The 15,433-nt window shown below is 31.8% G+C and carries 18 protein-coding genes; 9 read left to right on the top strand and 9 right to left on the bottom strand.

The features are described from left to right. Window positions 1-6 precede the first annotated feature (6 nt). From AC37UB_RS06420 to AC37UB_RS06410, 3 genes are read right to left on the bottom strand one after another with little or no spacing between them, the layout of a single operon-like run. A complete protein-coding gene (locus AC37UB_RS06420) occupies window positions 7-699 on the bottom strand; it encodes a 5'-methylthioadenosine/adenosylhomocysteine nucleosidase (protein ID WP_117972731.1) in 693 nt (230 codons plus the stop codon). A gap of 12 nt (window positions 700-711) precedes the next feature. Next, on the bottom strand, window positions 712-882 hold the full coding sequence (locus AC37UB_RS06415; RefSeq protein ID WP_490685466.1) for a hypothetical protein: 171 nt from the start codon (window positions 880-882) through the stop codon (window positions 712-714). 10 nt (window positions 883-892) lie between these two features. After that, window positions 893-1,441: an NUDIX hydrolase gene (locus tag AC37UB_RS06410; RefSeq protein ID WP_242094254.1), complete on the bottom strand. Its 549-nt coding sequence runs from the start codon at window positions 1,439-1,441 to the stop codon at window positions 893-895. A gap of 184 nt (window positions 1,442-1,625) precedes the next feature. Between AC37UB_RS06410 and AC37UB_RS06405 the strand changes: the two genes are divergently transcribed. Together AC37UB_RS06405 and AC37UB_RS06400 are read left to right on the top strand one after the other, a co-directional pair. Continuing rightward, the gene (locus AC37UB_RS06405) at window positions 1,626-2,297 is read left to right on the top strand and encodes a 5-bromo-4-chloroindolyl phosphate hydrolysis family protein (RefSeq protein ID WP_490685465.1); all 672 of its coding nucleotides are present in this window, start codon (window positions 1,626-1,628) and stop codon (window positions 2,295-2,297) included. Continuing rightward, window positions 2,297-3,490 (top strand): toxic anion resistance protein, encoded by a 1,194-nt coding sequence (locus AC37UB_RS06400; protein WP_117972728.1) that lies wholly within the window; start codon window positions 2,297-2,299, stop codon window positions 3,488-3,490. Before AC37UB_RS06405 ends, AC37UB_RS06400 begins: the two co-directional genes overlap by 1 nt. Before the next feature lie 42 nt (window positions 3,491-3,532). On the opposite strand, the gene perR is transcribed toward AC37UB_RS06400, so the two are convergent. Both perR and lspA read right to left on the bottom strand, forming a co-directional pair. Further along, complete coding sequence (gene perR / locus AC37UB_RS06395; RefSeq protein ID WP_117972727.1) at window positions 3,533-3,979, bottom strand: peroxide-responsive transcriptional repressor PerR; 447 nt, start codon at window positions 3,977-3,979, stop codon at window positions 3,533-3,535. Between the two features lie 66 nt (window positions 3,980-4,045). Next, on the bottom strand, window positions 4,046-4,501 hold the full coding sequence (lspA, locus tag AC37UB_RS06390) for a signal peptidase II (RefSeq protein ID WP_490685464.1): 456 nt from the start codon (window positions 4,499-4,501) through the stop codon (window positions 4,046-4,048). Window positions 4,502-4,692: 191 nt separating this feature from the next. Between lspA and AC37UB_RS06385 the strand changes: the two genes are divergently transcribed. Then, window positions 4,693-4,905 (top strand): cold-shock protein, encoded by a 213-nt coding sequence (locus AC37UB_RS06385; protein ID WP_117972725.1) that lies wholly within the window; start codon window positions 4,693-4,695, stop codon window positions 4,903-4,905. A 17-nt stretch (window positions 4,906-4,922) separates the two neighbouring features. On the opposite strand, the gene AC37UB_RS06380 is transcribed toward AC37UB_RS06385, so the two are convergent. Next, window positions 4,923-5,348, bottom strand: coding sequence for an EbsA family protein (locus tag AC37UB_RS06380; RefSeq protein ID WP_117972724.1), 426 nt, complete (start codon window positions 5,346-5,348; stop codon window positions 4,923-4,925). An 84-nt stretch (window positions 5,349-5,432) separates the two neighbouring features. On the opposite strand from AC37UB_RS06380, the gene AC37UB_RS06375 reads away from it, so the two are divergent. The 6 genes from AC37UB_RS06375 to ald all read left to right on the top strand — a co-directional run bounded on the left by AC37UB_RS06375 (window position 5,433) and on the right by ald (window position 12,343). Further along, window positions 5,433-5,852, top strand: coding sequence for a ribonuclease HI family protein (locus AC37UB_RS06375; protein WP_158559393.1), 420 nt, complete (start codon window positions 5,433-5,435; stop codon window positions 5,850-5,852). Window positions 5,853-5,912: 60 nt separating this feature from the next. Further along, a complete protein-coding gene (gene cls, locus AC37UB_RS06370; RefSeq protein ID WP_490685463.1) occupies window positions 5,913-7,352 on the top strand; it encodes a cardiolipin synthase in 1,440 nt (479 codons plus the stop codon). 170 nt (window positions 7,353-7,522) lie between these two features. Further along, window positions 7,523-8,926: a TrkH family potassium uptake protein gene (locus AC37UB_RS06365; protein ID WP_371821043.1), complete on the top strand. Its 1,404-nt coding sequence runs from the start codon at window positions 7,523-7,525 to the stop codon at window positions 8,924-8,926. Between the two features lie 140 nt (window positions 8,927-9,066). Continuing rightward, the gene (locus tag AC37UB_RS06360) at window positions 9,067-10,410 is read left to right on the top strand and encodes a MurT ligase domain-containing protein (protein WP_490685462.1); all 1,344 of its coding nucleotides are present in this window, start codon (window positions 9,067-9,069) and stop codon (window positions 10,408-10,410) included. A gap of 1 nt (window position 10,411) precedes the next feature. Beyond that, complete coding sequence (locus AC37UB_RS06355) at window positions 10,412-11,098, top strand: type 1 glutamine amidotransferase (protein ID WP_117972720.1); 687 nt, start codon at window positions 10,412-10,414, stop codon at window positions 11,096-11,098. Window positions 11,099-11,224: 126 nt separating this feature from the next. Beyond that, complete coding sequence (gene ald / locus AC37UB_RS06350) at window positions 11,225-12,343, top strand: alanine dehydrogenase (protein WP_117972719.1); 1,119 nt, start codon at window positions 11,225-11,227, stop codon at window positions 12,341-12,343. Window positions 12,344-12,390: 47 nt separating this feature from the next. On the opposite strand, the gene manA is transcribed toward ald, so the two are convergent. The 3 genes from manA to AC37UB_RS06335 form a co-directional block, all read right to left on the bottom strand. Next, window positions 12,391-13,353: a mannose-6-phosphate isomerase, class I gene (gene manA / locus AC37UB_RS06345; RefSeq protein ID WP_117972718.1), complete on the bottom strand. Its 963-nt coding sequence runs from the start codon at window positions 13,351-13,353 to the stop codon at window positions 12,391-12,393. Window positions 13,354-13,405: 52 nt separating this feature from the next. Continuing rightward, on the bottom strand, window positions 13,406-14,428 hold the full coding sequence (locus AC37UB_RS06340; protein ID WP_117972717.1) for a serine hydrolase domain-containing protein: 1,023 nt from the start codon (window positions 14,426-14,428) through the stop codon (window positions 13,406-13,408). 74 nt (window positions 14,429-14,502) lie between these two features. Then, window positions 14,503-15,387 carry a VOC family protein gene (locus tag AC37UB_RS06335; RefSeq protein WP_158559391.1) on the bottom strand — a complete coding sequence of 295 codons (885 nt, stop codon included), beginning with the start codon at window positions 15,385-15,387 and terminating at the stop codon, window positions 14,503-14,505. Between the last annotated feature and the right edge of the window lie 46 nt (window positions 15,388-15,433).

Below are 15,433 nucleotides of genomic sequence, written 5' to 3'. Positions count from 1 at the left end.
CTCTCCTTAGTTTAATTGTTTCACTAATTCAACGACCATTTCAGCAGATTTTTTTCCTGCTTCAATAATAAACTCATCAAAATTTACACTAGCATTTTCATCGCCTACATCACTAATGGCACGAATCACAACAAATGGACACTTATATTGATGCGCCACTTGAGCAATCGCCGCGCCTTCCATCTCATTAGCTAAAACGTCAGGAAAATGTTTTTTTATGTGGGCTATTTGTTCTTGACTATGGACAAAGGTATCTCCTGAAACAATCAACCCAATGTGTGTTGCTAATTGCTTATCCTCAGCTGCTTTTATCGCTACACTCATGAGTTGATTACTTGCTTCATAAAATAATGGCATCTGTGGCATTTGCCCATATTCATAACCAAATGCTGTAACGTCCGAATCAAAATAAGCTAATTTATCAGAAATGACAATATCTCCAATCGATAAACCTTTACCAATACCACCAGCAGATCCTGAATTAATTAAACAATCAACATGATAATGACTAATTAGTAACGTCGCTGTTAACCCAGCTAAAACTTTGCCTATACCTGATTGTGTTACTACAATTTCATGTGTTCCAATACTTCCTGAATAAAATGACACACCTGCTTCATGCCATTCTTTTTTATTTTCTAGTTGGTTTTTTAATAACACAACTTCTTGTTCCATTGCCCCAATGATTCCAATTTTCATACATAAACTCCCTTACAGTTTAAAAATAGCATACAACATAATGACTAATAAGATGACGATAATCACAATCGCTCGGTTTAACCATGTATTACGTTGTTCGTTTTTATTATGTTCTCTTACACGACTTCTTGTTAAAATTTGTTTTGACGTTGTTTCTACTTTCTTTTGTTTTTCTTTCGACATGATAAACTCCTTATTTCATTTGCATTTCCCATAATAGAATAGCATATAATGTCTTAGCATCACAAATTGTACCAAGACGAATGTACTCTTTCACTTCCTCTAAAGATAACTCCACGATATCTAAAAATTCATCCTCATCTCTTGGTAAAGGATTATCGGCTTTTTTGATACCATTAGCTTGAAATAAGACCATTCTTTCATTACAAAAACCTGGAGATGTAACAAAATCGGCCACTTCAACCATTGAATCACATTGATAAAAGGTTTCTTCCTCTAGTTCACGCTTAGCTGTTTCTAACGGGTTATCTTCATATGCTTCAATTTTTCCTGCTGGTATTTCTAAAATACTTTTTTCTATTGCTTTACGAAATTGTTTGACTAACACAATGCGATTCATCGGTGTAATGGCTAAAATACCAACTGCTCCTTTATGAAAAACCAATTCACGTTTTGATGTTTTCCCATTAGGTAATTCAACCGTATCAACACACACATCAATCACTGATCCTTTGAATACCTCTTTTCTTTCGAGCGTTTCTTCATTAAATTTATCTTTCATTCATGCCTGCTCCTTGTCAATTCACTTATTTATGTTTATGATACCTTTAAAGAGTCGTTATTTCAACAAAACTCGCTGTATCCTTAATACTTATTTATAAATCAAACTTAGGACTGATAATGTTTTTACTTCCTTATGCTAAACTAATACTATACAAAAAATACTTGAAAAGAGGAGTGACAAAATGAAGAGAATGAAATACACAATCGTCGGTGTTATTGGTTTTTTAATAGGAATGTGCGTTTTAACGGATATTAATGAAAATCTTGGTACCGTATTTATCTTAATTGCTATAAGTTGGATAATTTATCGAAAGATTTCTAAACGAAAAAACAAAGAAGTCGTTCCTGAACTGACTAGAGAAAAACAAGAACATTATTATGAAGCTGGCATGTCTGACAAAGAGATTGTTTTTTTTAGAACAACGCTATCAGAAACAAAAGGACAAATTGATCAATTAGAAAAAAACTTCTATAATATTCCGAAGCTAAATGCCATTAACTTGAGATATGACACATTGAAAGTAGCAAAAGCGATGTTCAAAGAAATTGTTAAAGAACCTAAAAAACTTCATTTGGCAGATAAATTTTTGTATACTCATTTGCCTAATCTGGTTGAAATGACGAATAAATATGCAGACATTTCTAATCATGAAATCAAAAGTAAAGCGACATATGATACACTAAATAATAGTATTGGTGCAATCGAAAATGTCTCTCGTCTTATCATAGAAGATTATGAAAATTTTGTTTCAGATGATATCGAAGATTTAGAAGTAGAAATTTCAATTGCCAAACAAAATGCTAATAAAGAAGCCTTTAAACACAATATATCTGATGATCAGGAGGAATTGTAATGTCGGATGAATTAAAAAAAGCTGAACCCATTGATAATACTTTAGATGATTTACTAAGTAATCCATTTTCAGAATTGGAACAATCTGACTTATTAAATCAGGCTGAAAAAAAACAACAAGTAACAAAAGCCCAAACGTCAACAAAAGTCATTGATAGACTATCAGATGAACGAAAACAACAAGCACAAGAATTAGCCAATCAAATCGATACAAATGATAGCCAATCCATTTTAAGCTATGGTGTTGCGGCACAACAAAAATTAAGTGAATTTTCACATACCATGTTGAATCATGTTCAAACACAAGATATTGGTCCAATGGGAGATTCTCTAACTGAATTAATGTATCGTTTAAATGAAGCAAGTCCTAGTGAACTTGAAGCAAAAGATGGCAATCTATTTAAACGCATGTTTGGAAAGGTAAAGCAATCCATTTATGAAACAACAGCAAAATATCAAAAAATTGGTGCTCAGATTGATAAAATAGCTGTTAAACTAGATCATGAAAAAAATGGATTACTTGAAGATAATAGCATGTTAGAACAACTCTATCATAAAAATAAGGACTACTTTGATGCCTTGAATATCTATATTGCAGCTGGGGAATTAAAAATTGAAGAACTTCAAACAAAAACGATTCCAGAAGCAATGGCTTTAGCTGAAAAAACTGGTGACCAAATGGATACACAAATTGTGAATGACTTAAACCAATTTGTTGATCGTCTTGAAAAAAGAACATACGACTTAAAACTAGCGAGACAGATTACGATTCAACAAGCACCACAAATTCGTTTGATTCAAAATACAAATCAAGCACTAGCTGAGAAAATACAAGCTTCTATTAATACAGCCATTCCTTTATGGAAAAATCAAGTGGCGATTGCTTTAACTCTTTTAAGGCAAAAAGATGCGGTTACAGCTCAGCGTCAAGTATCTGAAACAACAAATGATTTGTTAGCTAAAAATTCTGAAATGCTAAAAATTTCAGCTATTGAAACAGCAAAAGAAAACGAACGTGGCATTGTTGATATTGAGACACTACAAAAGACACAAAATGATTTAATTGAAACCATCCAAGAAACACTTAAAATTCAACAAGAAGGCAAAGAAAAACGCCGTAATGCTGAATTAGAATTAGCGATGATGGAAGAAGATTTAAAAAATAAATTACTTGATATGTCAGGTAATAACTAATAAAAAAGTCCATACTTCTCATAAAGAGAAATATGGACTTTTTTATATAACCTCTTCTTCTAATTTTTGACAATCTGGACAAATACCATACATTTCTAAACGATGATCATTTATCTTAAAACCAGTTAATTTTTCAGTAGCCGCTTCAACATCACCCAAGCCAGGATAATTAACATCTACTACTTTTTTACACTTTTCACAAATGGCATGATAATGTTTCTCCGTTGTAAAATCAAACCGACTTGAAGAATCACCATATGTCATTTCGATAACAAAACCAATCTCAGTAAACAATCTTAAATTGTTATAAACAGTCGCCACACTCATGTTTGGAAAACGATGTTCCAACTCTTTATAGATATCATCTGCCGTAGGGTGTGTGTGACTTTCGATTAGATATTCCAAAATAGCGTATCTCTGTGGCGTTATTCTTATATCAGCTGCTTTTAACTTTTCAATCGCTTCGTCAACTAAGTGATCCTTTGACATATAGCATCATCCTCACAAATTATATTAATTCCATTCTACTACTCTTTATTGATTTTCGCAAGATACTCATCTATGAGACTTTTCTTCATCAAAAAGTAGAATATAAATAAAGATGCACAAAACACCAACAACTAAAAAAATATCTGCTACATTAAAAATTGGAAATCTAATAAACTCTGTTTGAAACATATCCACCACATACCCTTGTCTAAATCGGTCAATGAAATTACCAATAGTTCCACCAATGACAAAACTTAGCCCCACTGTTAACCATTTATTTTTATATCTATGTTTATATAGTAGGTAAGAAAAAATACCTAAAGCAATCACTCCAACTAATAAAAAAAACCACATATGGCCTTCAAATATACTCCAGGCTCCTCCTTCATTTCTGATATGGGTAATGGATAAAATAGGATTAGTCATCGTTGTATCATACAAATCTAAATGTTGTACCACCATCAATTTAGTTAATTGATCTAAAATAATACTCCCTATAATAATAAAAATATAAAGAAACATTGGTTCATCTCCCTCATCGATAAATAATATCTTGTAATCTAGTTAAACAATAAGTACAGTATATAACATTTTTTTGAAAGAACAAACTTTATTTCTAGATGCTTTTGTATAAATTTTTGTTATTTGACGAATATTCGTTCTAAACGTATAATAATCAGTATGAGACAAGAAAAAACCTGGAGGAATGTGAAATGAAACAAGGTTTAGTGAAATGGTTTGATGTAAAAAAGGGATATGGATTCATTATTTACGATCAAGATGAGGAAATCTTTGTTCATTTTACTGCAATAGAACAGGATGGGTTTAAAACACTTTTTGAAGGACAACAAGTTAAATTTGATATTAAAGAAGGAGCTCGCGGCTTACAAGCATCGAACGTTTCTGTTATAGATGAAAAAAAATGAGTTGATTAATCGTCAACTCATTTTTTATACCCATTTACCATGCAAGATAACTGGGCTGACTCTTCTAAATGATGAATAAAATTCGTTTTAGATGATGGAAGCATTAAATAAGAACGTTCATGTTGATTTGTGACTAGTGTAAAGCCATATTTCCCCACTAACACTTTTTTTATTTTACTAATATCTATCGTGTATTCATTTTTTTTTAATACCGCATTCACTTTAATCTGCTCTTGAGTTAAGATTAATTTTCTCCTTGTTCCTAAATAGAAAAAAAATAAAAAAATAAAAAATGTCACAATACTAAATAGATTAATCCGCCCTTGTTCTTCTAATAAACCGATCATACTGGCAAAAAATAATACAAAGGTCAACGACCAATAAATCACTGTATCAGCTAGTATTGGTTGGTATCTATATATGTGAATTTTATTCTCACTCATCACTAACCTCCGTTACAATCACTTTACTCTAGGATATAATCTTAACACAATATATACGAATAAAAAAATGAAATGAGGAATTTTATGATAAAAATTAATACTGATGCTTCAACACATCCTAAATACCAAGTAAGTGCTGGTTGTTTTATTATAAAAAAAGAAAATCAGACAATCGTAGAAACATTTCCTTTAGATGCGACAGATAACCATATAGCAGAATTTCAGACCATGATTCTATCTTTAGAATACTGTCTACAAAATAATTGGCAAAAAGACTTAATTTTTATTTATTCTGACAGTAGGATTGTGGTTGAATCATTTCATAAACGTTATGTAAAAAATGATCGCTTTCTACCTTTATTATCAAAATTACTTGTTTTAAGTCAGGAATTTAGCGATTTAATGATTGAATGGATTCCACAAGAATCAAATAAAATGGCTGACCATCATGCTAAACAAGCACTAAAAAAAGAATTAAAACGTCAAAAAAAGAGTCCTAAATAATTAGCTAGGTATATCGCTATTTTTTTGCTAAAATAAAGTATCAAAGAAAGGGGTATATTCATGAGTGTCCTGTTAATCATTTTATATTTAATCAACTTACTATTTGCTCTGTTTTTAATATTTTATAGAGAGCGTGATACTAGTGTTACTTGGGCGTGGTTATTAGTCTTTATGTTTATCCCATTTTTAGGATTTATTTTATATTTATTTTTTGGTCTTGGGCTAAGTAAAAAGGAACGATATGAAATTAAAAATCAAATTACAATGGATTTTAGCTCGCTAGATGATATTTACGATCCAACATCGCAATTATATGATGATACACCTTCAGATAATAAATATGCTCAGCTTGCCTACTTCATGTCTAATTTAAATTATACACCTTTAACGCACCATAACAACGTCACCATATTAACCGATGGAGAGAAAAAATTAGAAGCATTATTAAATGATATTAAACACGCTAAAACGTTTATCCATATTGAATATTATGCTTTTGTGACAGACAAAACGGGTATGAGAGTAGTTGATCTATTAACTGAAAAGGTAAAAGAAGGGGTAGAAGTTTGCCTATTATATGATGAATTAGGCTCTAAAGGAGTTAAGAAAACAAAGTTTTCTAAATTAATTGAAGCTGGTGGACGAATCCAAACTTTTGTTACCAGTGAGAAGGCTATTTTAAAATTTCGTGTCAACTATCATGACCATCGAAAAATCGCTGTAATCGATGGAAAAATTAGTTATGTTGGTGGATTTAATATCGCAGATCAGTACGTTGAAACAACTAAAAAATTTGGCTACTGGCGTGACACCCATCTTAGAATTGACGGCCCCGCTACTTCTATCTTAGAATTACGCTTTTTATCCGATTGGAATGTTTCCGTCCCTGATGATAAAAAACTTATTGGAAAGCTTGATTATTTATATCATGAAAAACCAAATGAGAAAGCCACAACTGATATTCAAATTATTGCTAGTGGACCACATGATGAGAAGCAACAAATTAAATTAGCTTTTACAAAACTTATCACCAGTGCTAAAAAACGGATTTGGATTCAAACACCATACTTTATACCAGATGATACAATTCTTGATGCTTTAAAAATTGCTAAACAGTCCGGTGTAGATGTACGAATTATGATTCCAAATAAACCAGATCATCCTTTTATCTATAGGGCAACACAATATTTTGCTCAAGTGATTATGAAACATGATGTTGATGTCTTTATTTATGAAGGTGGATTTCTTCATTCTAAAGTTCTTATTATGGATGATGAAGTAAGCATCGTGGGTTCAGCTAATCAAGATATTCGCAGTTATAAACTGAATTTTGAAGCGAGTGCTGTTATGTATGATAAATCTATCAATAGTGCTTTATCTCATTATTTTACAGAAGACTTAAAGCAATCCAAAGAATTAACACAGCAAATGATTGATGACATGTCTATTTGGTTGAAATTCAAACAAAAAACAGCACGATTATTTTCACCAATTATGTAATAAAAAATAAGTGATAACAATTATTTTTTTTTAATTGTTATCACTTATTTTTTATTACTAAGAGTCATAAATAGAAGCACCCAAATTTAGAGTCTTTTTTGTTAAGACTAGTTTAATCAGACATAAGTTGTTATACTAGTTGAGATATTACCAGACAAGGAGGAAATACTATGCCTCGTTTAGAGTTTTCGTATATGAAATTAAAGCACCTAAGCACTCGGTACATTAACCAACACCTTTCGAGTATCCAAATTATTTTTCTATATTATGTGTTAATTACAACTGTCGCTTACTTTTTACTTAATTTAACATTTTTCCATCAAGATAATGCTAATTATTCAACCTTTGATATGATTTTTATGGCTATTAGTACGGTTAGTGTGACAGGCTTAAGTACTTTCAATATTAATGAAGTATTTAACCAACGTGGGATTATTTTACTTGAAATTCTCTTTCAAATAGGTGGCTTTGGTATTATGATGGTGTCAACTTTTTTCTTCATTTTATCAAAGAAGAAAATTTCTCTAAAGCGTCGACAATTAATCATGACTGATATGAACTCTCCAAAGCTTAGCGGAAGTATTCGATTAATCAAAAATACTATGCTGACTGTATTAGTCATACAATTGCTATTTGGTCTTGTTTTTTCTACCCATTTTTATTTTGCCGAACATCATCTTGATTTAGTTGATTCGTTGTTCCATGGATTTTATCAATCCATCTCAGCAGTAACAAACTCTGGGTTTGATGTAACAGGTGAGTCGGTCACCCCTTATAAAAACGACTTTTTCTTTTTACCTATTTTGATGCTACTTATTATGATTGGCGGGATTGGGTTTCCAGTCTTAATGGAAGTAAAAGAGTGGTTATTTTATAGAAGAGACAATCATAAGTTACCTTTTCGTTTTTCCCTATTCAGTCGATTAGCGATTAGTATCTATATTGTATTATTTATCGTTGGAACAATTTTAATCTATTTATTAGAAAAAAACCATTTATTTATTGATATGAGCGAACAACAAAAATGGCTGACGTCTATGTTCTATTCTACTACCACACGAAATGCTGGTTTACAATTAAATAATCTAAATGATTTTCAAACACCTACCCTATTACTTTTTTCAATGCTAATGTTCATTGGTTGTAGCCCCAGTTCTGTTGGTGGTGGTGTGCGAACAACAACCGTTGCGATATTAGGATTATATATGTATAGCTTTATAAAAGGACAAGAAAATGTCACTATATTTAATAGAAGAATTGATCGAACAGACATAAAAAAAGCCATCGTTGTGTTTAATTTATCTGTCTTTATGTGTTTTTTGTCTATTATGATACTAACGATTACAGAAAATGAAACAATGATTGCGTTAATTGTAGAAGTCGCTTCTGCCTTTGGAACAACAGGATTATCACTAGGCATTACCTCTTCTCTTTCCCCAATTGGTAAAATTGTTATTGCCATTTTAATGTTTGTTGGACGTATTGGCATGCTTTACACCTTAATGATTTTTATTCCAAAAGAAAAACATGACCGTGGCTATATTTATCCAACTGAAAAAATTATTATTGGCTAATGTCACTACTTAGAACATATTTTTTCATGTTCTAAGTAGTTTTTGTTATCTTATCATAGAATCTTATGTATTTTTTTAATCTTTCAATTCTTATTTTATGGTATCATGATTAAGTTAATGTATACACAGGAGGAATGTATATGAGTTTTAAAAGTGGATTAGCGACAACTGTTGGTAAATCTTCACAATGGCTATTAAAAACGTTTTTCAAAGGTGGCAGTAGCTTACCTGGAAAATTGGCTTTAAAAATAGATCCAACAATTCTTTCAAGTTTAGCAAAAGACTATGATGTGATTGTTGTGACAGGAACAAACGGTAAAACATTAACTACTGCTTTAACCGTTAATATATTAAAAGAGGAATTCGATTCTGTTGTTACGAACACAACAGGAGCAAATATGTTACAAGGTATTGTATCAACCTTCCTTCAAGGAAAGAAAAATAAGCATGGCAAAAACGTCGCTGTTTTAGAAATCGACGAAGCCAGTTTAAATAAAGTGACAGAATTTTTAACACCTGAGTTATTCTTATTTACCAATATTTTTCGCGATCAGATGGATCGCTATGGGGAAATTTACACGACTTATCAATTAATCGTTGATGGGGCGAAAAAAGCACCAAATGCACCTATTTTAATGAATGGTGATTTACCGATATTTAACTCTATCGACACTATCAACCCAAGAGAATATTATGGATTTAGTCATGCTGATGATGAAGAACAGATGGCTCATTATAATACTGATGGTGTTCTGTGTCCTCATTGCCATCACATTCTTCACTATAAAATGATTACTTACAGTAACTTGGGTGATTATTATTGTCCAAATTGTGACTTTAAACGTCCTGCACTTAATGTTTCTTTGACTGATATTAAGCACATGACCAATGTCTCTTCTACTTTTACTATTGATTCACATGATTATCAAATTGAAGTAGGTGGGATGTATAATATATACAATGCTCTAGCCGCTACTGCTGTTGCTAAGCACTATAATATTTCATCTGATAAAATTAAAAAAGGGCTATCTTACGATGAAAAAGTATTCGGTCGTCAAGAAGTTATTGAAATTGGCGATAAAAAGTGTACCCTTGTTTTAGTAAAAAATCCTGTTGGGTTAAATCAAGTGATTGATACGATGAAATTATCTCCTTACCCATTTTCACTTGCTGCACTACTAAATGCCAACTATGCTGATGGAATTGATGTTAGTTGGATTTGGGATAGTCAACTAGAAGAGTTAGGTGAATTAGATATTCCTAAAGTCATTTCTGGTGGAGAACGTCAGAGTGATATGTCACTTAGACTTAAAGTCGCAGGAATACAAGAAAATAACTTAATTGAAACCTCTTCACTAAATCAGGTGATTGAAGAAATCAAAACAGCTCCTACTGAACATGTTTATATTTTAGCTACTTATACTGCTGTATTAGGCTTAAGAAAAGAATTAATTCAGCAAGGTTTTATTAAGGAGGATGCCTAATATGTCAGACTTTCAATTAAATTTTTGCCATCTTTATGGAAATTTACTTAATACGTATGGTGATAATGGTAACCTACTTCTACTAAATTACTACGCAAAAAAATTAGGTATTTCGATAGAAACAGAAATTATCAGCGTCTTTGAAGACTTTGATGATACAAAATATGATTTCGTTTTTTTCGGTGGAGGGCAAGATTATGAACAAAAAATTGTTTCTGAAGACATCCAATCAAAAAAAGACTCTATCACTCGTTACATCGAAAACGATGGTGTCATGCTAGCTATTTGTGGAGGTTTCCAACTACTTGGTGAGTATTATATTGGGGCTAATGGAGAGAAAATTAATGGTATTTCTGCTCTTCCACACTATACTTTAAGTCAAGACAATAATCGTTTTATTGGTGATATCGAGATCTATAATAAGGAATTTAATGAAACTTATTATGGTTTTGAAAATCATAACGGTATGACTTTTTTAGGTGATGGTGAAAAAGCTCTTGGAACTGTTATTAAAGGCTATGGAAATAACGGACAAGATAAAACGGAAGGCGTTATTTATAAAAATGTCATGGGGTCATACTTCCATGGTCCACTACTAGCAAAAAACAAACAATTAGCACTTAGAATACTTAATATGGCTATGAAAAGAAAATATGAAATAACGTTTTCTTTGGATGATTTGAATTAGAACACAAGATAAAACTTGTGTTCTTTTTTCTTATAAACAGTATATTATTAGCATTCTTCTTACATTTTATGTATAATGATACTGTCATAATCTTAACAGGTTATGAAAGAATAGGAGTGAAAAAAATTGAAAATAGGCGTACCAAAAGAAATTAAGAACAATGAAAACCGTGTTGCTTTGACTCCACCATTTGTCAAAATTTTAGTGGAAAAGTCACATGAAGTATTCGTACAAACTCAAGCAGGAGTAGGTGCTGGCTTTGAAGACAGTGCATATGAAGAAATGGGTGCAACCATCGTTCAAAATCAAGAAGACGCGTGGGATGTTGATATGGTCCTAAAAGTTAAAGAACCATTAGCATCTGAATATCATTTATTCAAACCTAATCAAATTTTATTTACATATCTTCATTTAGCCCCTAATAAAGAATTAACTGATGCTTTACTAGAAAACAAGATTACAGCAATTGCTTATGAATCCGTTCGTTTACCCGATGGTTCATTGCCTTTATTAACACCAATGTCTGAGATTGCTGGTCGTATGGCGCCACAAACTGGTGCATACTTCTTACAATCTATTAACCAAGGTTCAGGTGTTTTATTGTCTTCTGTTCCTGGTGTTGAAAAAGGACAAGTCGTTATTATTGGTGGTGGTGTTGCTGGTATGAATGCTGCTAGAATTGCCATTGGTTTAGGTGCCAAAGTAAGAATTTTAGACATTAATCCACAACGATTAGCACAACTAGAAGATATTTTTGGAAATGACATTGAAACTGTTATTTCTAATTCTCATAACATTGAAAAATCAGTTAAAATAGCTGATTTAGTTATTGGTGCCGTTTTAATACCTGGACGTAAAGCACCAAAACTTGTTACTGAAAATATGATTAAACAAATGAAACCTGGTTCTGTTGTCATTGATATTGCAATTGACCAAGGTGGTATTTTTGAAACGACTGACCACGTAACAAGCCATGATAATCCAACTTATATTAGACATGACGTTGTTCATTATGCAGTTGCAAACATGCCTGGTGCAGTAGCTCGCACATCAACTCTTGCTTTAACAAATAATACGTTACCATATATTGTTAAGTTGGCTAATCAATCTTTAAAAGAAATTGTTGCAACTGACGAAGCTCTAAGAAATGGATTTAATACATACAATGGTAGTTTAAATTCAAACGTAATTGCTGAAGATCAAAATCGTTTAGATGACTATAAACCAATCACAGAATTATTATAATGAAACTAAAGACATCATGTTGATTTTGCAACATGATGTCTTTTTTATTATCTATTCTTTTTTCCAGGTTCTGATGCGATGATATCCATATCACCTTCTAATACCCATGTGTCAATATCATTGGGAATAATGAAATGCATTCCTTTTGAGAGTTCATACGTTTGATTAGCACCGATTTTTAAATAACCAAACCCTTCAATAACACTCGCTAATGTGTATGGTGCGTTAGATTTGATATCTAATATGCCATCGACATTCCATTCAAATACATCAAAATAATCTGATTCAATAAAGGTTGTTACACTTGATTGATTCTCATTTAATTGCGTTATTTCTAATTTAGGGTCAATATGAGGAATAGTCGTCACATCTAGTGATTGTTGAATATGTAATTCACGCGTGTTTCCATTGTCATCTGCTCTATCATAATCATATACGCGATAAGTTGTGTCACTGCTTTGTTGCGTTTCTAAAATCATAATCCCACTACCAATGGCATGAATGGTCCCACTAGGAACATAGAAAAAATCACCTTTTTTAACAGGTATACGTCTCAATAATTGATTCCACTCACCTGAGTCTATCATTTTTTTTAATTCTTCTTTTGATTTAGCATGATGACCATAAATAATTTCCGCTCCAGGTTCTGCACTAATGATATACCAACATTCCGTTTTTCCTAATTCTCCCTCATGACTTAACCCATAAAAATCATCAGGATGGACTTGAACAGATAAGTCATCTTCAGCATCTAAAATTTTAGTCAGTAATGGAAATACGTCTTCTTTTGGATTACCAAAAAGTTCCGGATGTTTTTTCCATAAATCATCTAACTTTTCTCCCTTGAACTCCCCATTTTTAACCGTACAAACACCATGAGGATGCGCACTAATTGCCCAACATTCCCCTATCGTTTTACTAGTTAATTCATAACCAAACTCAGTCGATAATTTTTCTCCACCCCAAATTTTTTCTTGGAATACTGGTTTTAAAAATAATGGTTCTGCCATCTTTTTCCCCTCACCTCATCTATATTGATAAAAATAGTATATCATTTCTTGTTTAATTCGTCTGTTCTTTTTGATAAACTTCAATTAATTCATCACGTTTTCTTAAATAATCTTGTCTATTATCATAAGGATGGACTCGATTTGATAAAAAAATAAAAGCCTCTTGTTCAATAATATCTATCAACATAAAAGTACCAGTATAACCAGTATGATATAATATCGGATGTTTTTTTTCTAAATGATACTTTAAATCCCAACCTAGTGAACGAGATAAATCGTTATTCGGTGTAAAATCATTTAATAATAACATCACTGTTTCTTCTTCTAAAAATACTTCTCCATTTGGTAGCCTTCCTTTATTTAACATCATTTGAACAAATTTAAAACTATCGTCAATATTACTAAATAACCCCGCACTGCCACAGTGTTCCTTTAATTGATATGCTTTTGGATCATGTACTTCTCCTTTAATTAAATCTCTATTTTTCGTTAACTCTGTTGGTGCACATAAAGAAGTGTTTATTTTACTAAAACCACTATGCACCATATTTAAGGGGATTAAAACTTCCTTTTCAAATATATTATGAACATTCTGTCTATAAATCTCTTCAAGCATAAATCCTATTAATAACGTTCCCGTATCTGTATATTTTTTTTCTCTGCCCATTTTTTTATAATCTACTGGTAACGTCAACAACGCCTCTTTTAATTCTTCAGCTGATAGCTCATCTCTATTGTCAATGTACCCTGAAATAGCTGAGGTATGTGTTAACAGATGTCTTAATGTCACCTTGTCTTCATGCCATATGGGTAAATACGTGTTAAAAGGCACATCAATATTTAGTTGATTTTGTTCAATTAATTTTAATACGACAGTATTAGTCATCATAACTTTCGTAAGTGATGCCATATCATATAAGACATTAGAGGTTGCTTTTTCTTTAACAGGTAAAAATTGTTTATACCCCGTACTTCCCCTTACAACATTATCTTGACTAAAAAACAAATAATTAGCACCTGGAATGATGCTTTCTTTACACAATGACTCAATAAATTGAATGGTTTTAGAATACATTCTATCTCCTTCTTATCCACAAAAAAGCTGATAATTCTAACTAGTCTTACCAGTAGAGATTATCAGCCTTATTACTATTTTTTGTTCTCTTTTTTAAATACAATAAACCACAAATGAATACCACTTGGATCATATAATCCAATAATTCTCTTGCCTTTATTATAGTAGAAGTCACTACCAAGTGTCTCAAGATTCTCCTTTAATGAAAGTAAATCCTCCATTGTTGGGACATCAAACGTTACATGGTCTACTCCTAAGTCAGTATCACGAATAACAGGTGACATGTCATTTGATTGTGATTCATTAATGGCTAGCTGGTGATGATAATCGTTAACTGACAATAAATGAGTTGAACTAAAATCATCATCTTTTATTTTGAATCCTAATGTCTCAGCATAAAAATTATAAACCATTTCTAAATCCGATACTGATAAATGAACATGTCCCACTTTTGTTTCATCTGGAACTGATGTGTATTCACCTTTCACATTGTTTAAACATTGTTGAATGTTTAATTCTTTTGTTACACCATCTATTTTACCATCTACCATTGGCCACTCATCTTTTGGCTTATCCCAACTAAATTCTAAACGATTATTTTCAGGATCACTGATATAAACTGACTCACAAAAACCATGATCACTTTCGCCTTCAATTGGATAATTTAATAACATGAGATGCTTAATAAAACGAGCAAGATCGTCTCGAGTTGGAAAAACAAACGATGTATGGTTTAATCCTGTCTGAATATTTGACCCTTCCACGCCATCTGGTGTCGAAATCAATCCCAGCAATTTTCTTTTCTGGCTACCAATACCTAAAATCGCCATATCATTTTCTTCATTAATCAAATCAAACCCAACAACTTGTTGGTAGAAACTTAACATTCTGTCAAAATCTTTTACCTTAATGGCAACAGAAGTTAATTTGGTGTTTGGATTTAATGAAAAGTTAACCATAATATTCATTTCCCCCTAAATTTTCGAATCAATGTCTTTTCCCTCA

The sequence above is a fragment of the Vagococcus changpingensis genome (assembly GCF_058211775.1).
Note: the sequence above shows the minus strand (reverse complement) of the source record. Positions and strands in the feature narration are given on the sequence as shown.